23 protein-coding genes and 1 tRNA gene are annotated in these 23,187 nt (G+C 64.3%); 10 read left to right on the top strand and 14 right to left on the bottom strand.

The features are described 5' to 3' along the window. Window positions 1-56 precede the first annotated feature (56 nt). From ACU0AG_RS04710 to ACU0AG_RS04700, 3 genes are read left to right on the top strand one after another with little or no spacing between them, the layout of a single operon-like run. A complete protein-coding gene (locus ACU0AG_RS04710; RefSeq protein WP_482781102.1) occupies window positions 57-1,232 on the top strand; it encodes a bifunctional 2-C-methyl-D-erythritol 4-phosphate cytidylyltransferase/2-C-methyl-D-erythritol 2,4-cyclodiphosphate synthase in 1,176 nt (391 codons plus the stop codon). Further along, complete coding sequence (locus ACU0AG_RS04705) at window positions 1,229-1,798, top strand: hypothetical protein (RefSeq protein ID WP_482781101.1); 570 nt, start codon at window positions 1,229-1,231, stop codon at window positions 1,796-1,798. Before ACU0AG_RS04710 ends, ACU0AG_RS04705 begins: the two co-directional genes overlap by 4 nt. 5 nt (window positions 1,799-1,803) lie before the next feature. After that, the gene (locus ACU0AG_RS04700) at window positions 1,804-2,316 is read left to right on the top strand and encodes a CinA family protein (protein ID WP_482781100.1); all 513 of its coding nucleotides are present in this window, start codon (window positions 1,804-1,806) and stop codon (window positions 2,314-2,316) included. On the opposite strand, the gene ACU0AG_RS04695 is transcribed toward ACU0AG_RS04700, so the two are convergent. The 3 genes from ACU0AG_RS04695 to ACU0AG_RS04685 form a co-directional block, all read right to left on the bottom strand. After that, window positions 2,277-2,738 (bottom strand): type II toxin-antitoxin system RatA family toxin, encoded by a 462-nt coding sequence (locus ACU0AG_RS04695; protein WP_482781099.1) that lies wholly within the window; start codon window positions 2,736-2,738, stop codon window positions 2,277-2,279. The two genes, ACU0AG_RS04700 and ACU0AG_RS04695, sit on opposite strands and share 40 nt — an antisense overlap. Then, window positions 2,738-3,691 carry a lipoyl synthase gene (gene lipA, locus ACU0AG_RS04690; RefSeq protein ID WP_482781098.1) on the bottom strand — a complete coding sequence of 318 codons (954 nt, stop codon included), beginning with the start codon at window positions 3,689-3,691 and terminating at the stop codon, window positions 2,738-2,740. Before lipA ends, ACU0AG_RS04695 begins: the two co-directional genes overlap by 1 nt. A gap of 136 nt (window positions 3,692-3,827) precedes the next feature. Beyond that, window positions 3,828-5,192 (bottom strand): hypothetical protein, encoded by a 1,365-nt coding sequence (locus ACU0AG_RS04685; RefSeq protein ID WP_482781097.1) that lies wholly within the window; start codon window positions 5,190-5,192, stop codon window positions 3,828-3,830. 321 nt (window positions 5,193-5,513) lie between these two features. On the opposite strand from ACU0AG_RS04685, the gene gyrA reads away from it, so the two are divergent. Continuing rightward, window positions 5,514-8,315, top strand: a complete 2,802-nt coding sequence (gene gyrA, locus ACU0AG_RS04680) for a DNA gyrase subunit A (protein ID WP_482781096.1) — start codon at window positions 5,514-5,516, stop codon at window positions 8,313-8,315. A 90-nt stretch (window positions 8,316-8,405) separates the two neighbouring features. On the opposite strand, the gene ACU0AG_RS04675 is transcribed toward gyrA, so the two are convergent. Continuing rightward, window positions 8,406-9,071: a lysoplasmalogenase family protein gene (locus ACU0AG_RS04675; protein ID WP_482781095.1), complete on the bottom strand. Its 666-nt coding sequence runs from the start codon at window positions 9,069-9,071 to the stop codon at window positions 8,406-8,408. A gap of 68 nt (window positions 9,072-9,139) precedes the next feature. Between ACU0AG_RS04675 and trmFO the strand changes: the two genes are divergently transcribed. Beyond that, entirely contained in the window at window positions 9,140-10,525 is a 1,386-nt protein-coding gene (gene trmFO / locus ACU0AG_RS04670; RefSeq protein ID WP_482781094.1) for a methylenetetrahydrofolate--tRNA-(uracil(54)-C(5))-methyltransferase (FADH(2)-oxidizing) TrmFO, read from the top strand. A gap of 4 nt (window positions 10,526-10,529) precedes the next feature. Here the strand turns inward: trmFO and ACU0AG_RS04665 are convergent, their stop codons facing one another. Both ACU0AG_RS04665 and ACU0AG_RS04660 read right to left on the bottom strand, forming a co-directional pair. Beyond that, window positions 10,530-10,979 carry an EF-hand domain-containing protein gene (locus ACU0AG_RS04665; RefSeq protein WP_482781397.1) on the bottom strand — a complete coding sequence of 150 codons (450 nt, stop codon included), beginning with the start codon at window positions 10,977-10,979 and terminating at the stop codon, window positions 10,530-10,532. A gap of 60 nt (window positions 10,980-11,039) precedes the next feature. Further along, the gene (locus tag ACU0AG_RS04660) at window positions 11,040-11,702 is read right to left on the bottom strand and encodes a hypothetical protein (RefSeq protein WP_482781093.1); all 663 of its coding nucleotides are present in this window, start codon (window positions 11,700-11,702) and stop codon (window positions 11,040-11,042) included. Between the two features lie 210 nt (window positions 11,703-11,912). On the opposite strand from ACU0AG_RS04660, the gene ACU0AG_RS04655 reads away from it, so the two are divergent. From ACU0AG_RS04655 to ACU0AG_RS04645, 3 genes are read left to right on the top strand one after another with little or no spacing between them, the layout of a single operon-like run. Beyond that, window positions 11,913-13,865, top strand: a complete 1,953-nt coding sequence (locus tag ACU0AG_RS04655; RefSeq protein WP_482781092.1) for a pilus assembly protein TadG-related protein — start codon at window positions 11,913-11,915, stop codon at window positions 13,863-13,865. After that, window positions 13,862-14,476 (top strand): TadE/TadG family type IV pilus assembly protein, encoded by a 615-nt coding sequence (locus ACU0AG_RS04650; protein ID WP_482781091.1) that lies wholly within the window; start codon window positions 13,862-13,864, stop codon window positions 14,474-14,476. The genes ACU0AG_RS04655 and ACU0AG_RS04650 overlap by 4 nt, the downstream gene beginning before the upstream one ends. Continuing rightward, a complete protein-coding gene (locus ACU0AG_RS04645; protein ID WP_482781090.1) occupies window positions 14,473-15,150 on the top strand; it encodes a TadE/TadG family type IV pilus assembly protein in 678 nt (225 codons plus the stop codon). The genes ACU0AG_RS04650 and ACU0AG_RS04645 overlap by 4 nt, the downstream gene beginning before the upstream one ends. A 130-nt stretch (window positions 15,151-15,280) precedes the next feature. On the opposite strand, the gene ACU0AG_RS04640 is transcribed toward ACU0AG_RS04645, so the two are convergent. The 4 genes from ACU0AG_RS04640 to ACU0AG_RS04625 form a co-directional block, all read right to left on the bottom strand. Beyond that, window positions 15,281-16,642: a pyruvate dehydrogenase complex E1 component subunit beta gene (locus ACU0AG_RS04640; RefSeq protein ID WP_482781089.1), complete on the bottom strand. Its 1,362-nt coding sequence runs from the start codon at window positions 16,640-16,642 to the stop codon at window positions 15,281-15,283. Window positions 16,643-16,645: 3 nt separating this feature from the next. Further along, window positions 16,646-17,710, bottom strand: coding sequence for a pyruvate dehydrogenase (acetyl-transferring) E1 component subunit alpha (gene pdhA / locus ACU0AG_RS04635; RefSeq protein ID WP_482781088.1), 1,065 nt, complete (start codon window positions 17,708-17,710; stop codon window positions 16,646-16,648). 147 nt (window positions 17,711-17,857) lie between these two features. Continuing rightward, entirely contained in the window at window positions 17,858-18,160 is a 303-nt protein-coding gene (locus tag ACU0AG_RS04630) for an FtsB family cell division protein (RefSeq protein WP_482781087.1), read from the bottom strand. Between the two features lie 115 nt (window positions 18,161-18,275). Beyond that, window positions 18,276-19,439 (bottom strand): acyl-CoA dehydrogenase family protein, encoded by a 1,164-nt coding sequence (locus ACU0AG_RS04625; protein WP_482781086.1) that lies wholly within the window; start codon window positions 19,437-19,439, stop codon window positions 18,276-18,278. 134 nt (window positions 19,440-19,573) lie between these two features. On the opposite strand from ACU0AG_RS04625, the gene ACU0AG_RS04620 reads away from it, so the two are divergent. Next, window positions 19,574-20,770, top strand: a complete 1,197-nt coding sequence (locus ACU0AG_RS04620; RefSeq protein ID WP_482781085.1) for an MFS transporter — start codon at window positions 19,574-19,576, stop codon at window positions 20,768-20,770. On the opposite strand, the gene ACU0AG_RS04615 is transcribed toward ACU0AG_RS04620, so the two are convergent. The 4 genes from ACU0AG_RS04615 to grxC form a co-directional block, all read right to left on the bottom strand. Beyond that, a tRNA-Arg gene (locus ACU0AG_RS04615) sits at window positions 20,771-20,847 on the bottom strand. A 32-nt stretch (window positions 20,848-20,879) separates the two neighbouring features. After that, entirely contained in the window at window positions 20,880-21,344 is a 465-nt protein-coding gene (locus ACU0AG_RS04610) for a DUF1178 family protein (protein ID WP_482781084.1), read from the bottom strand. A gap of 6 nt (window positions 21,345-21,350) precedes the next feature. Further along, window positions 21,351-22,172, bottom strand: a complete 822-nt coding sequence (locus ACU0AG_RS04605) for a carbon-nitrogen hydrolase family protein (RefSeq protein WP_482781083.1) — start codon at window positions 22,170-22,172, stop codon at window positions 21,351-21,353. Between the two features lie 14 nt (window positions 22,173-22,186). Further along, a complete protein-coding gene (grxC, locus tag ACU0AG_RS04600) occupies window positions 22,187-22,450 on the bottom strand; it encodes a glutaredoxin 3 (RefSeq protein ID WP_482781082.1) in 264 nt (87 codons plus the stop codon). Between the two features lie 154 nt (window positions 22,451-22,604). Between grxC and ACU0AG_RS04595 the strand changes: the two genes are divergently transcribed. After that, window positions 22,605-23,084, top strand: a complete 480-nt coding sequence (locus tag ACU0AG_RS04595) for an Hsp20 family protein (RefSeq protein WP_482781081.1) — start codon at window positions 22,605-22,607, stop codon at window positions 23,082-23,084. Window positions 23,085-23,187: the final 103 nt, after the last annotated feature.

The raw sequence follows: 23,187 nt of genomic DNA, 5'->3' as shown, positions 1-23,187 counted from the left end.
GCAGGCGCATAGTGGATTGCCCAAAGCCCGTCCAGACCTTAAGCGCTGGCCCCGCAATGACCACAGAGCCCCCCCTTCCCCCGTTTGCCGCGATCGTGGTCGCGGCGGGCAAGGGTTTGCGCGTCGGCGGCGACACGCCCAAGCAGTTCCGCAGCTGGCGCGGCAAGGCACTGATCCGCCACTCGGTCGAAACCTTGCGCGCTGCGGGAGCCGATCCGCTGGTGGTGGTGGTCGCAGCCGATGCCCGCGACCATGCCGAGACGGCGCTGGCCGGTATCGATGGACTGCTGTTCGCAAGTGGCGGCGTGACGCGGCAGGATTCGGTGCGGGCCGGGCTTGAGGCGCTGGCAGGCGCCGCACCGGGAAGCGTGCTGATCCACGATGCCGCTCGCCCCGATCTGCCCCGCGCCGTGATCGCCCGATTGCTAGCGGCACTGGACAAGAACCCCGGCTCTATCCCCGTGCTACCCGTGGTCGACAGTCTAGCAATCGCGGGCAACGACGGGGCAATGGCCGGCAAGGCCGAACGCGAGAGCCTGCGCCGCGTGCAGACCCCGCAGGCCTTCCGTTTCGACGCGATCCTTGCAGCGCACCGCGCATGGGAAGGCGCAACCGATGCCGGTGACGATGCGCAGGTGCTGACAGCAAGCTCCGGTTCAGTCCGGCTGGTCGATGGAGACGAGCGCCTGAAGAAAATCACCTTTGCCGAGGATTTGGACGAACCCATGACAGCCCCCTCCTTCCGCATCGGTCAGGGTTACGACGTGCACCGGCTGGAAGCAGGCGAGGAGCTTTGGCTGTGCGGGGTGCAAATCCCGCATGACATGGGGCTTTCGGGCCACTCCGATGCCGATGTCGCGCTGCACGCGATCACCGATGCAGTACTCGGCGCGATCGGTGCAGGCGATATCGGCACCCACTTTCCCCCCAGCGACCCGCAATGGCGCGGGGCGCGTTCAAGCCGCTTTCTCGAACACGCCGTCAGCCTCGCCGCCGAGGCTGGCTACGAAATAGGCAATGTCGATCTGACGCTGATCTGCGAGGCGCCCAAGATCGGCCCGCACCGCCCTGCCATGCGCACCGCGGTTGCCCAAATCATGGGCACCCCCGAAAGCGCGGTCAGCATCAAGGCGACCACCACCGAAAAGCTCGGATTCACCGGCCGCGGCGAAGGCATTGCCGCACAGGCCATTGTTCTCGTCACCCGTGCCGCAAAAGGAAGCACATCATGAAGACGACCCGGATCATTGCCCCTGCCCTCGCCTTTGCAGCGCTTGCCGGCGCGCAGGCCGCACAAGCCCAGCAACAGGCCTGCGTGGCCCCCGCCGATCTGGGCGATGCGGTGACCTATGCCATGCCGATCGCCTTTGACGCGGCCCGCACCGCCTGCGCCAATCGCCTCGCCAAGGATGGCTTCATAGCGACCGGCGGCGAGGATTTCATCGCCACCTTCCGCAACGGTCAGGACAAGGCCTGGCCGGGCGCATTCCGCCTGCTCAAGACCTTCATGGCCGACGGGAACAAGGCCAAAGGCGGTTCGGACGCCGATATGACCGCCATGCTCTCCGCCCTTCCCGAAGAGGCGCTGCGTCCCTTCGTCGACGGGATGGTCGGCCAGATGATCGCGGGCGAGATCAAGGGCGATGCCTGCGGCAAGATCGAGCGCGGGCTGGAGCTGATCGCGCCGCTGCCGCCGGAAAATGTCGGCGGGCTGTTCGCCTTCATCGCCGAAATGGCAGACCTCAAGAACCCGCCGATCTGCGGCACCGCCACCGCCCAGACCACGGCCAAGAAGTAAGCATCATGCCGCAGTCCCTGCTCCCCGGTGATATCACTGCTCTTGCCTTCCGCGTGGTCGCCGAAAACGTCGCCGCATCGCGCAAGGTCGTGCTGGCAGAAAGTTGCACCGGGGGGCTGGTGGCTGCGGCGCTGACCGAAATTCCCGGCTCGTCGGCGGTGCTCGACCGCGGTTTCGTGACCTATTCGAACGAAGCCAAGATGCAGATGCTCGGCGTGGCGAGCGATATCATCGAAACCTTCGGAGCCGTCTCGATCGCCTGCGCCTGGGCGATGGCCAAAGGCGCGCTTGACCGGTCGGGTGCCGATGTCGCGGTGGCAATCAGCGGCGTGGCCGGGCCGGGCGGCGGGACCGCATTGAAGCCGGTGGGCACAGTGGTCTTCGCCCGCGTCGTGCGCAACGCCACCGGCGAGCCCGAGGGCGAACTCAAGTTCTTCGAAGGCGGCGAAGGCCCTGAGGGCCGCGCCGAAATCCGGCGTCAGGCGACGCTTTGCGCGCTGGAATTGCTGCTGCCGTAAAGCTCGGCGGCACGGGTTTCGAAGGCTTCCACCATCTTGCGGAACGCCTTGTCGAAATATTGCCCGGCGATCTTTTCGAACAGGCGGTTCTTGAAGGTGAACTCGACCAGAAAGTCGATTTCGCAGGTGTGATCGTCCACCGCACGGAAGGTCCAGACATTGTCGAGATCGGACAGCGGCCCGTCGATGTAATGGACATCGATCTCGCGCGGGCGATCCTTCTTCACCCGCGAGGTAAAGCTTTCGCGGATCGCCTTGAAGCCGACCACCATGTCGGCAACCATCTCGGTGTCGGAATTGCTGCGCACGCGGGTGGCGATCACCCAGGGCAGGAATTCCCCATAGCGGGCGACATCAGCCACCAGATCGAACATCTGCTCGGCGCTGTAGGGCAGCCGCCGGGTTTCGCGGATCCCGGGCATCAGGCGCGAGCCCGCTCCCGCGCCAACTTTGCTTCCCGTGCCGCCCGCATGGTCGCGAAATCGTCGCCTGCGTGATAGCTTGAACGGGTCAGCGGGCTCGACGCGACCTGCAGGAAGCCCTTGGCCCGCGCAATCGCACCATAGGCGGCAAAGGCCTTGGGCGTGACGAATTCCTCGACCTTCGCGTGCTTGGGCGTCGGCTGGAGATACTGGCCCATGGTGATGAAATCGACTTCCGCGCTGCGCATGTCGTCCATCACCTGATGAACTTCCAGCCGCTGTTCGCCCAGCCCCAGCATGATGCCCGACTTGGTGAAGATCAGCGGATTATGGGCCTTCACCTCCTCCAGCAGCCGCAGCGAGGCATAGTAGCGCGCACCCGGACGGATGGTCGGGTAAAGCCGGGGGACGGTTTCGAGGTTGTGGTTGTACACATCCGGCCCCGCCTCGCAGATCATCTCGACCGCGCGGCGCATCTTGCCGCGAAAATCGGGGGTGAGGATTTCGATTGTGGTGGCAGGCGTGGTGCGCCGCAGGGCCTCGATCACCTTGACGAACTGGCTCGCCCCGCCATCGGGCAGATCGTCACGGTCGACCGAAGTGATGACGATGTGCTCCAGCCCCATCTTGGCTGCGGCAAGGGCGGTGTTTTCCGGCTCCATCGGATCGACCGCGCGCGGCATCCCGGTCTTGACGTTGCAGAAGGCGCAGGCGCGCGTGCAGACATCGCCGAGGATCATCACCGTCGCGTGCTTCTTGGTCCAGCACTCGCCGATATTGGGACAGGCCGCTTCCTCGCACACGGTGTTGAGGTTGAGATCGCGCATCAACCGGCGCGTCTCGTGATAGCCTTCGCTGACCGGCGCGCGCACGCGGATCCAGTCGGGCTTGCGCTGGCGCGCAGGGCGCTCTGCCGTCGGTTCGGGCTGCGGCGTGCTGGCGAGGTCGTTCATGCAGGCCATTTAGGCGCGACAGCAGCGTCCCGCAAGCGCGGCGCGGCTTGCATTTCAGGCACCCGCCATAACAAAAAAGGGGAGCGTCAGGCGACTGTGCCTGACGCTCCCCCGGTTTTGCGTTTCCGGATGCGGCTTACATGCTGGCTGCTGCCGGAGCAGCCGGCGCGCTCGCGGCCATCTGCTGGGCGGCGTAGGCGCTCCACAGCTTGGCAACCGGCATCCGCGGGCCGCTGACCTGCGACAGGGTTTCGCGCGCCGCCGCCGCGTCGCCGGCACCGATCTGGGCGATGCCCAGACGGGTCAGCACGAGGTTGCGGTCAGCCCCGGCCATGCCCGCAGCCTTCTGGTAGAAACCGGCAGCCTTGGCATAATCGCTGTAGCTGAGGAAGGCGTCACCCGCCGCGATCACCGTGCGCAGCTGCGCCGATGCGGCGTTGGCATCCTTTTCCATCGCCGGAAGTTCCGCCCGGTCAGTGGCGATACGGCCGCTGGCAATCGCCATCTGTTCATCGACAAAAGTATCCGAACCCTTGGGGATGACACCGTTGGCGCGGGCCTCGTCGATCAGGTCCTTCACTTCCTTCGGCAGGCGGCGGGCATCGGCAGCTTCGATGAAGAAGATGTAATCGTTCTTCTCCTTCAGCGTGCCGACCTTTTTGCCGAGCCGCAGCAGATCGAGCAGGATCGCCGGCTCGAAATCATTGAGGTTGCGGGTGAGGTTGACCGCATCGCGCCAGTTTTCAGGCTGCGGATAATCGATCACCCACGCCTGCACGAAGTCATAGACCTGCGGGACGATTTCATTGGTATAGGCAACCGAAACGCCGCGGCGATACCACTTGGCATCGACTTCGGCGCCCTGCGCCTTGCGTGCCTTGATTGCGTTATCGAGATAGCCCAGCCCTTCGACGAAACGTTCCTCGCTGAAATAGAGCTCGGCCATGTTCATCTGCAGGTCGGAGGTCGTCACATTGGGCGCGGAATAGCCCATGTCGATCGCCTTCTGGAGATAGGTCCGCGCCTTTTCGTACTGGTTGAGGCTGGCAGCAATCTGGAACGCGACGAGGTTGTAGCGCGCCACTTCCTCCGGCTTGATCTTGCCGCTGGCGAGCATCATTTCCGCGCCCTGAAGCTGGAGCGCGTTGTCCTTGGCCTTGATGCCGGCATTGAACAGCAGACCGCCCATCGCCAGCTGTTCGTCAGGCGAAACCGCCAACGGAACGAGCGCGGCGAGCTGCGGCTTGAGCGTGTTGACATCGGTACCCTCGGTGCCGACCGCAGTGTTGAGCGGCTGATACCCGTCAACGAAGGCCTTGGAGTAGACCGGCTTGGCCGGATCGGCCTTTTCTTCCTTGTCCTTCTTCTTGCGCTGGGCATGGGCCGGATCGGCAAAGCCCGGCAGCGCCAGCACCGCGGTGCCGCTGGCCAGAGCAATGGCAAGCGCCAGCTGGCGGGCAAGGCCGGGATTGCGAAGACGGGGCGAAGACAAATTGGTCACTGCATCCTCCAGTACTGTCGCAGCGCCCTTGCCACGATGGCGCGGGGAGCTGCCGGTATGTCTGCCCCAGCCTTTGGACGGGTCACGGCAGATTTGCAATTCCCGCTAGACAGGACGTGCTGAACAGCCATTGAATGTCACAAGGCCACTCCGTTCAGGATGCGGCACATGTGGAAAAATGCCACGTGTTCACACTGTGTTCGCGCGCAAAGGTGGCGAAAGCCGGCATGCGGCACTAGATAGAAGCCCAGCACCGGCCTTGCGAGGCCACCGCCCTGCGCACAGGCGCGCAGACGAACACCAGCAGAAACGGGCCAGGCCTTGAGCGACGACAGCGACATTCTCGATTCCCCCGCACCGGTGCCGATGGGCGGCTTTGACCGCATCGACATCGTCGACGAGATGAAGTCGAGCTATCTCGACTATGCGATGAGCGTGATCGTCAGCCGCGCGCTGCCCGATGTGCGCGACGGGTTGAAGCCGGTGCACCGCCGTATCCTGTTCGCCAGCCAGGAAGGCGGCTTTGTTGCCGGCAAGCCTTACCGCAAGAGCGCCAAGATCGTCGGCGACGTGATGGGTAACTACCACCCGCATGGCGATTCCGCGATCTATGACGCGCTGGCGCGCATGACGCAGCCGTGGTCGATGCGGGTGCCGCTGATCGACGGTCAGGGCAATTTCGGTTCGATGGACCCCGATCCCCCGGCCTCGATGCGCTACACCGAAGCGCGGCTGGCGCGGGTGGCCAACAGCCTGCTCGACGATCTCGACAAGGACACGGTCGATTTCACCGACAACTATGACGGCAGCCGCAAGGAGCCGACGGTGCTGCCGGCGCGCTTCCCCAACCTGCTGGTCAATGGCGCGGGCGGGATCGCGGTCGGCATGGCGACCAATGTCCCGCCGCACAATCTTGGCGAAGTGATCGACGCCTGTTTTGCCTATATGGACAATCCGGCGATCACTTCGGAAGAGCTGATCGAATACATCCCCGGCCCCGATTTCCCCACCGCGCCGCTGATCCTCGGCACGCATGGCGCACGACAGGCCTACACCACCGGACGCGGATCGATCCTGATGCGCTGCCGGCACGAGATCGAAAGCACACGCGGCGCCAAGAGCGAGGGTCGCGAAAGCATCGTCTTCACCTCGATCCCCTATCAGGTCGGCAAGTCCGCGCTGGTCGAAAAGATCGCCGAAGCCGCCAAGGACAAGCGGATCGAAGGCATCAGCGACATCCGCGACGAATCCTCGCGCGAAGGCGTGCGCGTGGTGATCGATCTGAAGCGCGATGCCACGGCCGAAGTCGTGCTCAACCAGATCTGGCGGCACACCCCGGCGCAATCGAGCTTCCCTGCCAACATGCTGGCGATCCGTGGCGGCCGCCCGGAAACGCTGCGCCTGCGCGACTTCATCCAGGCCTTCATCAGCTTCCGCGAGGAAGTGATCACGCGCCGCACCAAGTTCGAACTCGCCAAGGCACGCGAACGGGCGCACATCTTGCTCGGCCTCGTGGTGGCGGTGTCGAACCTCGATGAAGTCGTGGCGATGATCCGCTCGGCCCCCAACCCTGCCGAAGCCCGTGCCCGCCTGATGGCCAAGGAATGGCCGATCGGGGACATTGCGCAATATATCCGCCTCGTCGAAGCGATCGAACCCAGTGCCGATGAAAGCGGCGGCACCTATCGCCTGTCCGAACGGCAGGTGAAGGCGATCCTCGAACTGCGCCTGCACCGTCTGACCGCGCTGGGCCGCGACGAAATTGGCGAGGAGCTGAAAGGGCTGGCGATCGCGATCGAGGAATATCTCTCGATCCTTGCCGACCGCGTGAAGCTCTATGGCGTGATGCGCGACGAACTGGCCGAAATCCGCGCCACCTATGCCACCCCCCGCCTGTCCGAAATCGCTCCTGCGTGGGACGGGCTGGACGATGAGGACCTGCTCGAACGCGAGGACATGGTCGTTACCGTCACCCATGACGGTTATATCAAGCGCACCGCGCTCAACACCTTCCGCGCACAGGGTCGCGGCGGCAAGGGCCGCAGCGGCATGGCGACCAAGGACGAGGATGCGGTGGTCGAGCTGTTCGTCACCTCCACCCACAATCCGGTGCTGTTCTTCACCAACACCGGCCGCGTCTATCGCCTGAAGGTGTGGAAGCTGCCGGAAGGCGGACCGCAGACCAAGGGGCGCCCGATGGTCAACCTGCTGCCGCTTGGCGATGAAGAGCGCGTCACCAACGTACTGCCCCTGCCCGAGGACGAGGCGAGCTGGTCGAAACTCAACATCGTGTTTGCCACCGAACAGGGCATGGTGCGCCGCAATTCAATGGACGCCTTCGCCAACATCCCGACCGCCGGCAAATACGCGATGGGCTTTGTCGAAGGATCGGGCGACCGGTTGATCGGGGTGCAATTGCTGACCGAGGATCAGGAGATCTTCCTCGCCAGCGATGCCGGCAAGGCCATCCGCTTCTCCGCCACCGACGCGCGCGAGACCAAGAGCCGCACCGGGATCGGGGTGCGCGGCATGAGCCTCAAGAAGGGTGGCAAGGTCGTCAGCATGGCGGTGGTCGATGCGCTGACCGCCGACATGGAAACCCGCGATGCCTATCTGCGTGCCGCAGCGTGGAAGAACAACGAGAACACCCCCACCCTGCCCGCAGACCAGATGGCGGCAATGGCCGAGGCCGAGGAGTTCATTCTCACCATCACCGCCAATGGTTACGGCAAGATCTCCTCTGCCTATGAATACCGCACCACATCGCGCGGGGGGCAAGGGATCACCAATATCGGCACGCCCGAAAGCAATCCGGACCGCAACGGGCCGGTTGTGGCGAGCTTCCCGGTGAAGCACGGGTCGCAACTGATGCTGGTGACCGATCAGGCCAAGCTGATCCGGCTGGGGATCGATTTCCGCCACCTGATCGAAGGCGGGTTCGAGAGCCTCAAGGGCTTCGCGATCTCCGGACGCGGGTCATCCGGCGTCAAGATCTTCGACGTTGCCAAGGACGAACACATCGTCGGCGCGGCGCTGATCGACGAGAGCGAGGAGCCGGAAAACCCGGCCGAAGAAGCGATTGCCGCGGAAATGGGCAGCGGCAGCGAGCCCACAGCCGACTGACACGATAACGCGACATCGTGATGAAAAAACGGGCAGCCGGTGTGATCGCCGCCTGCCCGTTTTGCTGTGTGCCTGAAAAATCGGCAGGCGCTATCTGACCGGCTGCTCGCCCCGCAAGCATTGCACGATGCCGGTCGCGATCATCACTTGCCCGGCGTAGTAGAGCGGCCAGATCAACAGATCGGGCAGCGGGGCGAGGTCATAGGCACCGAGGCGCGAGAAGATCAGCCAGTCGCTCACCACAAACAGCACCGCGCCGGTGCCCACCCGGTAGCGCGGGTAGTGGCTCATCCATGCCGCTGACGCCATCGCACCGAGGAAAGCGGCATAGAGCGCGATTTCTGGCTGACCGCTCAAGAGGTAACTGACCGCCGGCGTGGCAAGCAGCAGGGCAAGGCCGATCAGCTTCTGCACCGGCGAAGGGCGCGCATGGCGGTTTCTGAGATAGAGCGCCACAGCCACCACATGCGCCGCCGCGAAGAAGGCGCCGCCGACAAGGAAATCGAGCTCGATCGCGACATCGCCCGCCGATGCCAGCGCCAGCGCGATCACCAGCAGCACCCCGTCCAGTCCGCGCCGCCCGTGCGGCACGCGCAGCAGCGCATAAAGCGCCAGCAATCCGACCGATGCCCCCTTGGCGAGCAGGCCCCAGGTGCCCTCGCCTACGGGATTGTCGCGCAGGAAATAATAGGCCGTCGCCGCCGCGATACTCGCCAGCAGCCATGGGCGTTGTTCGATCAGCGCCTGCTTTGCCATTGCCGTACTGCCTCCCTGTGCGTCTATCGGGCTTGCAGGCGAGCTATCACGCAATTACCTGCCCCGCCATGACAGCACTTGCGACAAATCACGATGTCCACATCATCGGCGGCGGCCTTGCCGGGAGCGAGGCTGCCTGGCAGCTGGCCCGGCGCGGGTTCAGGGTGCGCCTGTCGGAGATGCGCGGGAGCGGCGATATGACCCCCGCCCACCAGACTGACGGGCTGGCCGAGCTGGTCTGCTCGAATTCCTTCCGTTCGGATGACGACACCAAAAACGCTGTCGGCCTGCTGCATCATGAAATGCGGATGCTCGACAGCCTTGTGATGCGGGCAGGCGAATTGGCGCGGGTGCCGGCGGGCAGCGCCATGGCGGTCGACCGCGATGTCTTTTCCGCCGAGGTCGAAAAGGCGCTGCACGGGCATCCCAATGTCACCATCGTGCGCGAGCGGGTGGATGAACTGCCGGCCGCCGGCCTCACCATCATTGCCACCGGACCGCTCACCGCCGAAGCGCTGGCGGGCAGCATCGTCAAGGCGACAGGCAGCGAGCGGCTCGCCTTTTTCGATGCCATCGCCCCGATCGTGCACCGCGATTCCATCGACATGTCGAAATGCTGGATCCAGTCACGCTGGAACAAGACCACCGCGGCCTCGAACGAGGGCGGCGACTATATCAACTGCCCGATGAACGAGGCGCAATATCGCGCCTTCGTGCAAGGGCTGCTTGATGGCGAGAAGAGCGATTTCAAGGACTGGGAAAAGGACACGCCCTATTTCGACGGCTGCATGCCGATCGAGGTGATGGCCGAACGCGGCTGGGAAACGCTGCGTTATGGCCCGATGAAGGGTGTGGGGCTCGACAATCCCTTCGACGTGACGCCCGAATTTCCGCAAGGCCGCTGGCCCTATGCCGTGGTGCAGCTGCGGCAGGACAACAAGCTCGGCACGCTGTGGAACATGGTCGGCTTCCAGACCAAGCTGAAATATGGCGCGCAGATCGAACTGTTCCGCACGATTCCCGGCCTCGAAAATGCCGAATTCGCACGGCTTGGCGGGCTGCACCGCAACACCTTCCTCAATTCGCCGGAGGTGCTCGACCGGCAGTTGCGGCTGCGCGCTGCGCCGCATATCCGCTTTGCCGGGCAGGTGACGGGGTGCGAGGGCTATGTCGAAAGCGCCAGCATCGGTCTGGTGGCCGGGATCATGGCCGCGCACGAGCTGGCCGGACGTGACTGGCAACCCCTGCCCGCCACCACCGCGCTGGGCGCGCTGCTATCGCACATCACCGGCGATGCCGAGGCCGAGACCTTCCAGCCCATGAATGTCAATTTCGGCCTGTTCCCGCCGCTTCACGACGTCGGCAAGAAGGTGCGCAAGGAGGCCTACACCGCGCGCGCCAAGGCCGATCTGGCGCGCTGGATCGCCGATACCCGCGAGGCCGTGCCCGCCTGAACCATCAGCATTTGCAGGCCGGTTTCTTCGCCGCAGGCTTGGGCGCGGTCGAGGCGAATTCGCGCGGTGTGAGACGCTCGTCACCGTCGGAATCGGCTTTCTCGAACCGCTGGACAGTGGTCACCGCCCATTCCTCGAAGGTGAGCAGGTTGTTGCCATCCTTGTCGAGCGCGCGGAAGGCATCGGTGCGGGTCGAAAGCATTTCGTTGCGGGTGATCAGCCGGTCGCGATTGCGATCGTAGCGGAAGAAGCGCTGCTCCTCGCGGCTGAGTTCGCTCACTTCGGGCGGCGCCGGGCCCTTCAAGGTGCCGGGATCGGCAATCGGCAGGCTGTCAGGATCGGGCGCGGGGCCTTCGGGAACAGGCGGCGGCGGCGCGCTGTTTTCGATGGCGGCACGGCCCTGCCACCAGAACATTCCGATCCCGGCAAGCGCCAGCCCGCCCACTACGCCCATCACTGCCTGTCGCAACGGTCTGCCCCCTGTTGCTGCACGGACTTACGGGAATATACCTAATCAGGTCAGAAAGATAGCCGCCTTTAAGGCAGCAAGGGCGCTGCCCCGCCCCTCCATCAGGGGCCGCCCGCCGCGCCGCAGGGAACGCAGCGCCAGCGCTTCGAGCACGGCAAGGCCGCGCAGTGTGCCCGGCAGGCGCCCGCCCTGCCGCATCGCACCCAGCGCCACCTTGCGCAAAACCTCGCGCTCGGCGGTGTCGGACAGACTGGCGGCGGCATCAGCGAGCGCCCAGCGCAGTCCCGCTGCTGCGACGCGCTGACCCGTTGCCGCGTCCCGTTCGTCGTGAAGAGCATTGAATAAGGCAGCCCGTCCTGTGCCGAACGCTTCGGCTTCCGCAGGGCCGAGCTGTTCGGCGGTGACCAGCACTTCCCAGCCATCGACCATCGCCACGAGCCGCTCTTCGCCGCCCTGCCAGTGCTCGCCGATAGCGTCGAGCACCGCATCGCCGCGCGGGCGATCTGCGACCGGCTTGCCCAGCGCCTCGCGCCACCAGGCAAGCCGCATCTGCCCCAGCATCGGTTCGGTCGTGCGGGCGACAATCCGCGCCAGCCGCCGGTCAAGCTGAAGGGCTGTGGTTAATGCCCCGCGAACCTTTTGAGGGGTCCATGCCAGCGCCAGACCGGCTTCGGGCGGGAGGATATCGGGGCTTTCGGAGGTCGTCATGCCCTCGCCTCACCACAGCTTTTCACGAACGGCAAGCGAAGTGTCCTGCACCGGTACACTGACGGCTAAGACACTGCGATAGCGACGCTTAACCCTTTGCTAACCACGGTCTTTGGTAATCCGCTTACCAGAGTGGATTAAGGCGGTCCGATGCATCTGAAAGTTCCGCGCCCGTTTTCGGCTGGACGTCAGGGGAAGGACACGCTGTCAATGGAACGAGAAACACCGGTTCGCAAGCCGTTCCTGCGCACATTACTGCATGATCGCACCGCGAACACCATCGCGATTGCCGCCGCATCGATGGTGCCGATCATCGCCATGGTCGGCGGCGGGATTGATGCCAGCCGCTACTACATGGCCGCCTCGCGCATGCAGAACGCGTGCGACGCCGGAGCGCTCGCCGCCCGCCGCGCGATGATCGACGACACCTTCACCAGCGAACACCGCCAGATCGGTCTGAATTTCTTCGACCAGAACTTCAACGACGGCATGTTCATGACCGAAAACCGCCAGCGCAACTACACGAGCGATGGCGAGGGCGTGGTCACCGGCACTGCCAGCGGCCGCCTGCCGACCACGCTGATGGGCATTTTCGGATTCAGCGACCTCGGCATCTCGGTGAGCTGTTCGGCCGAAATCAACATCTCGAACACCGATATCATGTTCGTGCTCGACGTGACCGGCTCGATGAACTGCCCCGATAACAACATCGCGGGCTGCACCAACGGCAACAACAACAACGTCGAGGCATCGAACTCGCTGATCGTCGGCCTGCGCAACGCGGTGATGGGCTTCTACGACACGGTCGAGGCATCGACCTCGGCCAGCGCGCAGGTGCGTTATGGCCTGCTGCCCTATGCCCAGACGGTCAATGTCGGCTTCGACATTCCGCGCCAGTACATGGCCGATACGCACAGCTACCAGTCGCGGGTGCCGCGTTTCCAGAACGTGACGCGCTGGACGCCCTATTCCGATCAGGTCGAATGGTTGCCACGTTCGACAACCAATTTCGGCTCGACCAACACGGATCACTACCGCTTCAACAATTTCCCAGGCATCCCCACGCTTGCAGATACGACCGACTCAAGCCGTTGCGAGAACATGGACGGCAAGACATATTGGGTCGGTGACGAGCAGTGGCAGGTTCTGTCTGACGACTATGTGCTCAACGTGTGGTCGGGTGGCAGCAGCAGCAGCCGTGCGGGGTGCCGTGGCCGTGTGCGCAAGCTGCGCGAGGTCACCACGGTCGAATTCCGAGACTATATCTATTGCCGCGTCACCCCCGGTGTTGCCAACCAATGCGGCACAGCCAACCCTGCGGGAAGCCCGGCAGGCTGGGAAGCGGTCGATCTGCGAACGCTTTATGACGACAACCGTATCAACATGCCCACCGGCACCGGCGGCGCGATGCAGACCATCACATGGGAAGGCTGCATCGAAGAGGCCAACTCGGTCAATGTCGCTTCGTTCAACCCGCTGCCGACGGGCGCGAACGATCTCAACATCAACCTGATCCCCTCGACCGAAGCGCAGAAATGGAAGCCGCAGCTGAACAATGCGGTGTGGCGGCGCTTCAACAGCAGCAATGTTGCGACCACCTCGAACATCGCAAGCGGTGACAACAACGGCTGGCGGCCCTTTGCCAACTGTGTGCGCGCAGCCCGCCGCCTCAGCGAGATCAGCCGGTCCGATCTCCAGAGCTATGTCAATTCGCTGGTCGCCTTCGGGGGCACCTATCACGATATCGGCATGATCTGGGGTGCACGCTACATCTCCCCGCGCGGCATCTTTGCGGCCGACAACGAAACCGCGCCCAACGGCGATGCGATTGCCCGCCACATCGTGTTCATGACCGACGGCGCCCTTGCTCCGAGCGGATCGATCTATTCGTCCTACGGGATCGAGCCATGGGACCGGCGCGTGACCGCTGACGGTTCGACCGACCAGTTCGCCCGCCACGAAGCGCGCTTCCAGGCGGCGTGCCGGGCCGCGCGGCAGGAAAACGTCACGGTCTGGGTGGTCGCCTTCGGCACCACGCTGACCCAGAGCCTGACCGACTGTGCCTCGCCGGGACGTGCCTACCAGGCGAACAACAATGCCGCGCTTGATGCCGCCTTCCGCGAAATCGCCCAGAAAATCGCAGCCCTGAGGCTTACGTCATGATCCGCAAGAGCTCATCCCGCCCCTCGCTGTTGCGCCGCCTGCTGGGCGACCGCAGCGGTGCAACCCTGACCGAATTCGCCTTTGTCGGCCCGGTGCTGGTCGTGCTGGTCATGGGCATCTTCGATATGGCCCATACGCAATACACCAATGCACTGGTGAACGGCGCAATGCAGAAGGCCGGGCGCGACATGACGCTGGAAAACGCCGCAAGTCGCCAGACGCTGGTGGACACCCGCGTGCGCCAGCAGGTGCTCAATGTGGTGCCGCCGGGGGCCACGGTGACCTTCGAGCGCCTGTCGCACTTCGATTTCAGCGACATCGGCGAACCGGAGGAGTTCACCGACGAGAATGGCGATGGCATCTGCAACCGCAACGAGGTCTTTGCCGACGATAACGGCAACGGGCGCTGGGATGCCGATCGCGGTCAGGCCGGCATCGGCGGTGCCCGTGACGCGGTGCTCTACACCGCCGTGGTAACCTACCCGCGGCTGTTCCCGATGTATGGCCTTGCCGGCCTTCCCGAAACGGTCACCCTGCGCTCCTCCACCGTGCTGCGCAACCAGCCTTTCGACGAGCAGGATCGTTCGGTCGAGACAGGAAACTGCCCATGAAACTGGCTCCGCTCAAACCCCTTCGCGCCCTCGCCAGACGCCTGCGCTGCGAGACTTCGGGCGTGGCAATGATCGAGTTCGCCTTCACGGCCCCGATCATGCTCGGTCTCGGGATGCTGGGGACCGAGACGGCCAATTATGTGATCACCCATATGCAGGTCAGCCAGCTGGCGATGCAGATGGCCGACAACGCCTCGCGCATCGGCGAACAGGACGTGCTGACCGCACGCAAGGTGTTCGAGCGTGACGTGAACGAGGCCTTCGTCGGCGCGGAGAAACTCGGCCAGACGATCAATATCTTCCAGCAGGGCCGCGTGATCGTCTCCAGCCTCCAGCGCAATGCGCAGGGCGGGCAGTGGATTGCCTGGCAGCGCTGCCGCGGTGCCAAGGAGCATGTCTCGTCATTCGGCCTGCAAGGCGCAGGCGCGACCGGCACCGGTTTCCCCGGCATGGGCGTGGCCGGACGCGAAATCACGGCAAGCGCCGGAACGGCGGTGATGTTTGTCGAGGTCGCCTATGACTACCGCTCGCTCACCCCGTTCGACATCTTCGAAGGGCGCGAGATTATCTATACCGCCGCGTTCAACGTGCGTGATTCGCGCGACCTGACGCAGCTCTACGCCGGCGGTCCGCAGGCCAGCTGCACGGTCTATTCGGCGAACCGCCCGGCCTGATCACAGACCGGGCGGCGCCTGCCGCTTATACCAAGGCGCGATGAGCTTGACTCATCACGCCTTGGTATGAGCCCGTGCGGCGTCTGAGCAGTTCCAGCGCGTGATGCGTCAGCATCTTAGCGCGCTGGTACTATTTGTAGCACACCTTGCGGGCTGCCTCGGCAATGCGGGCGGCATCGATCAGCGCCAGCTTTTCGAGATTGGCGGCATAGGGCAGCGGCACATCCTCGTTGCACACCCGCATCACGGGGGCATCGAGGTGGTCGAAGCCCTCCTCCATGCAGATGCTGATGATCTCGCTGGCGATCGAGCAGGTCGGCCAGCCTTCCTCGGCCACGATCAGACGGTTGGTCTTGGCGAGGCTCGCCAGCACGGTCTGCTTGTCGAGCGGGCGCAGGGTGCGCAGGTCGATCACCTCGGCATCGATCCCCTCGTCTGCCAGCGTCGCGGCGGCTTCGAGCGCGAGGCCGACCCCGATCGAATAGCTGACGATGGTGACATCCTTGCCTTCGCGCATGACCCGCGCCTTGCCGATGGGCAGGACATAGTCCTCGACATCGGGGACATCGAAGCTGCGGCCATAGACCAGCTCGTTTTCGAGAAAGACCACTGGATCCTCGCAGCGGATCGCGGCCTTCATCAGCCCCTTGGCATCGGCCGCATCATAGGGCGCGATCACGATCAGGCCGGGGACGCTGGCATACCACGGGCCGTAGTTCTGCGAGTGCTGCGCGCCGACGCGGCTCGCCGCGCCATTGGGGCCGCGGAACACGATCGGGCAGCGCATCTGGCCGCCCGACATGTAGTTGGTCTTGGCAGCCGAGTTGATGATGTGGTCAATCGCCTGCATCGCGAAGTTGAAGGTCATGAACTCGACGATCGGACGAAGCCCGCCCATCGCCGCGCCGGTTCCGATCCCGGCAAAGCCGTATTCGGTAATCGGCGTGTCGATCACGCGCTTGGGACCGAATTCTGCCAGAAGCCCCTGGGTGACCTTGTAAGCGCCCTGATACTCGGCGACTTCCTCGCCCATCACGAAGACGCGGGGATCACGGCGCATTTCTTCGGCCATGGCATCACGCAGCGCCTCGCGTACGGTGGTGCTGACAAGGTTCGTGCCGGCGGGAATGGCGGGATCGGCAGCGGCGGCAACCGGCGCGGGCTTTTCGGCCTTGGGCGCCGGGGCCGGAGCAGCGGCGGGGGCAGGAGCCGGCGTTGCCGCGGGTGCGGGTGCGGGCGCAGCCGCCTCCCCTTCCCCGGCGATCAGCGCGATCACCGCGCCCACGGCCACATCTTCGGTTCCGGCGGGCACAAGGATCTTTTCCAGCACGCCTTCATCGATGGCTTCGAATTCCATTGTCGCCTTGTCGGTTTCGATCTCGGCGATGATATCGCCCGGCTCGATCCGGTCGCCTTCCTGCTTCAGCCACTTGGCGAGGGTCCCCTGCTCCATGGTGGGCGAAAGGGCAGGCATTTTCAGTTCGATACCCATGGCTCAATAGGCCTCCACCAGAACATCGGTGTAGAGTTCGGCCGCGCCCGGTTCGGGCGAGGTTTCGGCAAAGTCGGCAGAAGCCGCCACTTCGGCGCGGATCGCCTTGTCGATCGCTTTCAATTCGTCCTCGGTCTTGCCTGCCTCGATCAGGGTCTTTTTCAGCCCTTCGATCGGGTCGTGATGATCGCGCTGTTCCTGCACTTCCTCGCGGGTGCGGTACTTGGCCGGATCGGACATGGAGTGGCCGCGATAGCGGTAGGTGTTGCACTCCATCAGCACCGGGCCCTTGCCGGCGCGCACGTGGGCAAAGGCCACTTCGGCAGCGGCGCGCACTTCGAGCACATCCATGCCGTTCACTTCCATGCCCGGAATGCGGAACGCGGTGCCGCGGCGGTAGAAGCGGGTTTCAGCCGAAGAGCGCTTGGTCGCGGTGCCCATCGCGTATTGGTTGTCCTCGACGACAAAGACGATCGGCAGGTTCCACAAGGCGGCCATGTTGAAAGTCTCGTAGACCTGCCCCTGGTTGGCTGCGCCGTCGCCGAAATAGGCAAGGCACAGGCCCCCGTCGTTGTTGTACTGGTGCGCCAGCGCCAGACCCCCGCCCAGCGCCACCTGCGCGCCGACGATGCCGTGGCCGCCGTAGAATTTGTGCTCGGTCGAGAACATGTGCATCGACCCGCCCTTGCCCTTGGAAATCCCCGCCTCGCGGCCGGTGAGTTCCGCCATGATCACCTTGGGATCGATGCCGTAGGCGAGCATGTGGCCGTGATCGCGGTAACCGGTGATCACGCTGTCACGGTCAGGATCGAGCGCCGATTGCAGCCCGATGGCGACCGCTTCCTGCCCGATGTAGAGGTGGCAGAAGCCCCCGATCAGACCGAGGCCGTAAAGCTGGCCCGCCTTCTCCTCGAACCGCCGGATCAGCAGCATCTGACGGTAGAATTCGAGCATTTCCGCTTCCGTGGCGGCGTAGCGCTTGTTCGCTTCGAAGGCGTCCTGCAGCGAATGCAGCAGAAAATCGGTATCGTCCGCCGCAGCAGACGTCTTTGCGGGCTTTTTGGCCAAGATCAGATCCCTCACTCTGGCGCACTCATGGGGAGGAGACGCGCATCAATCCCCTATAGGCAGGGACATGCCCCCCGCGCAACGCCAAGCCGTAGCGGAAAATGCAACACGCATACGAAATCAGGCGGCAGCAACAGCCGCCTGCAATCACTCATCTTCGAGCGTGATCACAACCTCGTCTTCGCGCATCACGCCGAGCTGTTCGCGCACCAGCTCGCTGGCGAGATCGGGATCGGCTGCTTCGGGATCGAGCAACATCACGCGGTTGCGCAAGGCATCGCGCTGCGCTGTCAGCCGGGCGATTTCAGCCTCGCGCTGTTCGAGCGCGGTGAGGTTTTCACTCCATGCCAGCAGCCCCGTCGGCCCGGCCACGGCAAAGCCTGCGAGCAGCACCAGCGCAATCAGCGCCAGCCCCCGCTTGAGCCTGCTATCCGGTCCGGTGTTGCGCATTGCTGGCCTGATCCCCTGTGCCGATGATCGACAGAATCACACTTGCCGCCCCGCTGCAAGACTATTGCGCCGATGTGCGCCAAAATTTCTGCAATTCCCCCGCCTGCGCAGCGAATCAATAGGAGCGCGACAGGCCCAGCACGTGTTCGGCAAGGTAGGACAGGATCAGATTGGTCGAGATCGGAGCGACAGTGTAGAGCCGGGCTTCGCGGAATTTGCGTTCGACGTCATATTCCTCGGCAAAACCGAAGCCGCCGAAGGTCTGCACGCACATGTCGGCGGCGGCCCAGCTGGCTTCCGATGCCAGCAGCTTGGCCATGTTGGCCTCCGCGCCGGGATTGCCACCCTCGTCGTAAACCTGCGCGGCGTGGTGAACCATCAGTTCGGCAGCGCGCATCTGGGCATAGGCGCGGGCGATCGGAAACTGCACGCCCTGGTTCTGGCCGATAGGGCGGGCGAACACGCTGCGGTCCTTCGCATAGCCTGTGGCTTTCTCGATGAACCACTTGGCGTCCCCGATGCATTCGGCAGCGATCAGGATGCGTTCGGCGTTCATCCCTGAAAGAATGTAGCGGAAGCCCTTCCCCTCCTCGCCCACAAGCGCGCTGGCGGGAATGCGCAGATCGTCGAAGAACACCTCGCAGCTGGAGTGGTTCATCATCGTGCGGATCGGCTTGATGGTCATGCCATTCTTCACCGCTTCGCGCATATCGACGAGGAAGATCGACAGCCCCTCGGTCCTGCTCGCCGCTTCCTCGCGGGGGGTGGTGCGGGCTAACAGCAGCATCAGATCCGAGTATTCGGCGCGGCTGGTCCAGATTTTCTGGCCGTTGATGACATAGTCGTCACCATCCCTCACAGCGCGGGTCTTGAGGCTGAGTGTGTCGGTGCCACTGGTCGGCTCGGACACGCCGAAGGCCTGCAAGCGCAGCTCGCCGCTGGCGATTCGCGGCAGGTAATGCGCCTTCTGCTCCTCGCTGCCGTAACGCAGCAGGGTGTTCATGATGTACATTTGCGCATGGGCGGAAGAGCCGTTGCACCCGCTGGCCTGGATTTCCTCCATGATCACGCAGGCCGCCGCAAGACTGAGGCCGCTGCCGCCGTGTTCGGCCGGGATCAGCGCTGCAAGAAAGCCGGCCTGCGTCAGCGCATCGACGAACTCTGCCGGATATTCGCGCACAGCATCCTTGGCGCGCCAGTATTCGCCCGGGAAGCCATCGCACAAGGACCGCACGGCACGGCGGATTTCGGCGAGTTCGTCGCTTTCACGGGTGGTCATGGCCTGTCGTCTCTCCTCGGATGGCGCTGCGGCTGCTAGCCCGCCCGTGCGCGGCTTGTCCACCTGCCGAGAATGCCAGCCCTTACCAAAACACGCCGCTGACACGGCGGCGGCGATCCGATAGGGCGCCGGCCATGTCATCCCCGCAAGCTTTTCTTACCCGCACCCAGGAACGGGCGCTGGCGCTGACCATCGCGGTGGTTACGGCCAATGCCTATTACATCCACCCGATCATCGGCGATGTCGCCCGCGCTTTCGGGATCGGCGCAGGCGAAATCGGGATTGTGCCGGCATTGAACCAGCTCGCGCTGGCGCTCGGCATCCTGCTGCTGTTGCCGCTGGGGGATTTTTATTCCAACCGCCGCCTGTGCCTGATCTTCGTCGCAGCGCAGACCCTGTGCCTTGGCGGCATGGTGCTGGCGCAGGATTTCGCGCTGTTCACCGCCGCATCGACCCTGCTGGGCTTCGTCACCATCGCCCCCTATCTGATCCCCGCCTTCGCATCGCGGCGGGTTGCGCCCGAACGGCTGGGACAGGTCACCGCGCAGCTGACCGCCGGGGTGATCTTCGGCATTCTGGTGGCGCGGATGGGCGCAGGGGTGGTTGCCGAGTATGCCGATTGGCACGCGGTCTATGTCATCGCGCTGGGGTTGATGGCGGCGGTGACAGGGTTCCTGCCCTTCGCCATGCGCAGCGAGGTTACCCCGGCCAAGCAGCCGCAGGCGGGCTACGGCGCGCTCATCGCCTCGGTCTTCACGCTCGCCGCGAGGCATCCGGACATGCGGATTTCTGCCGCCATACAGGGGCTGAATTTCGGAATCTTCACCGCCAGCTGGCTGGCGCTGGCGCTGCATCTGACCGGCCCTGTGATGGGATATGGCACCGATGATGTCGGCTATCTCGCCGGGATTGCCGCGATCAGCGTCATCACCACCCCGAGGCTGGGCCGCTGGGCGGACAAGGTCGGCCCGCGCAAGGCCCGGCTGGTGGCCGCAATCGTTCAGTTTGGCGGGATCGCGCTGTTCTATCCCTTCGGCTTCAGCATCTGGGCGCTGCTGGTGCCGCTGCTGATCGTCAACATGGTCGGACCGAGCATCGATGTCACCGGCCGGATGACGCTGTTCATCCTCGCCCCCGAAATCCGCACCCGGCTGACCACCAGCTATATCGTCGTGATGTTCATCGGCGGGGCGATCGGCAGTGCGCTGGGCACGTCGGTCTATGAATGGGGCGGATGGGCGGGAACCTGCGCGCTGATGCTGGCGATGTCGAGCTGCGTGATGGCGCTGGCTTTCCATGCAGAGCGGCGCTGGCAGCGGCAGGCAGGGTAATGGTGACCCCGGCGCGATTCGAACGCGCGGCCCCCAGATTAGGAATCTGGTGCTCTATCCGGCTGAGCTACGGAGTCCCGCTGCCCACATAGCACCCCTCCCCATCCTTTCAATTCAACTTTTCGGGCGGCGCCACCGGGAACGGTAGCGGGGCTACGGCCACGCCTTCCTCGATCAGCGCCTTGGCCTCGGCCAGCGTCGCCTGCCCGTGGATCGGGGCCTCCTCGCGCTCGCCATAGTGCATCTTGCGGGTTTCATCGGCGAACTTGTCGCCCACCCAGGTGCTGTTCTTCAGCACTTCTGCCTGCACCTTGGCGAGCGCGGCGAGCGCCTTCTGCACTTCGGCAGGCATGGGCGTATTGGCCATCGGCCGGGTCTCTCTGGGGAGTACCTCCTGCCGCTGGTTGCCCTTGGCCGGAACCGCCGGAGCCATAGGGGCCTTGGAAACCTCGCCGCAGCCGCATTGCGGGCATGACAGCAAACCGCGCTGCCGCTGGTCCTCGAAATCGGCGGACGATCCGAACCACCCTTCGAAGCGGTGGCTTTGGCTGCATGAGAGGTCGAAAACGATCATGGCGCATCAGGATTTGGGAATGGGACGGCGGTTGGCAAGGGCCGGGATCTGCCGCCGCACCTCGTGCGCACGGACCAGATCAATGTCGCAGAAAGCCAGCCCCGGCTGCTCTCCTCCCATATCGAGCAGCACCTCGCCCCACGGATCGACCACGAGCGAGTGGCCGTAGGTCTCGCGCCCGTCGTCATGGCGGCCCACTTGCGCAGCCGCGATCACGAAGGCCTGCGCTTCGATCGCACGGGCGCGCAGCATCACGTGCCAATGCGCCGCGCCGGTGGGCCTCGTGAAGGCGGCAGGCACGGCGATAGCATCACAGCGCCGGTTGCCCAGCTCTTCGAACAGGGCAGGAAAGCGCAGATCATAGCAGATCGAAAGTCCTAGCCGCCCGAGCGGCGTGCCGGGGATGGTGACCACCTCCCTGCCCGGCTCGTAAGCATTGCTTTCGCGCCAGCTCTCACCGCTCGTCAGATCCACATCGAACATGTGTATCTTGTCATATATGACAGGATTCTGGTTATCCTGCCGGAAGTAGTGCGAACGGTTGGCCCATTTGCGACTGTAACTCGGCACCGCCATCGATCCAAGTGCAATGTCGATCTGGAATTTGGCTGAGACCAGACTCAGCTCGTCCTCGAACCGCTGTGCCCAGTCCTGGGTGATCCACCGTCCCGCACGCTGCCGGTCACGGTCGAGCAGAACCGCCATTTCCGGCGTGAACAGGACGCGCGCTTCGTTCTTCGCAGCCGTACGCGCCGCATCGATGATGACCGCAAGATTTGTCTCGGGATCAATCCCCGACGTCATCTGGAGCAGGGCGATTTTCGGCATCGGCGCGTCCGCCCCTATCCTGCCAGCAGCGGGTCGAGCTTGCCTGCCGCCTCCAGCGCGTGAAGATCATCCGATCCGCCCACATGCACGGCGCCGATGAAAATCTGCGGCACTGTCATCGCGTTCGGCGCGCGCTCCAGCATTTCTGACCGCTTCGGCCCGCCCAGCGTGATATCATATTCATTGTAGGCCGCGCCCTTCTGGTCGAGCAGGCGCTTGGCGCGCACGCAGTAAGGGCAACCGAACTTGGTGTAGATATCGATCTGCGGGGCAGCCATCAGGGTCCTCTTGAAAGCGGAGAAGTTGCAAACCAGATAGGCCCTGTCGCCGCGTTTCGCCAGTCTCGGGAAACGCAAAAGGCGGCACGGCGGGTGCTGCATCCGGCAGGCCCGCGCCAGAACCAGATTGCTCGATCACAGAGGATTTGCGACCATGTCACGCTTCGATTTCACCCCCTATCGCCGCAGCACCGTGGGTTTTGACCGCCTGTTCGACCTGCTCGAAAACCAGGCGCGCCTCAATGCCGGCGACAATTACCCCCCCTTCAACATCTCGCGCCGGGGCGAGGACAATTACCGCATCACGCTCGCCGTGGCGGGTTTCCGCGCCGGCGATATCGACATCACCGCGCAGCAGAACCTGCTGGTCGTGCAGGGCAAGAAGCGCGACGAGATCGAGGACGGTTCCGAACTGATCCATGTCGGCATCGCCAACCGCGGGTTTGAACGCCGCTTCGAACTCGCCGATTTCGTGCGGGTGGAGCGCGCCGATCTGGCTGACGGCCTGCTCATCATCGATCTGGTGCGCGAAGTGCCCGACGCAATGAAGCCGCGCAAGATCGCGATCGGCGGCACCGCCACGCTGACCGCCGTGCCCAGCATCGACAGCGACGACACCGCCAGCGCGGCCTGATCCTGCCCGGTTTCAATATCGGCAAAAAGTAAGGGGGCGGATCTTGCGATCCGCCCCCGCGACTTGCGTCGCCCTATCCGATCCTATCCGTCCGGGTCGCAGA

It is taken from the genome of Erythrobacter sp. RANMB8, assembly GCF_056848235.1.
This window is presented reverse-complemented; position numbering and strand designations above follow the sequence as displayed.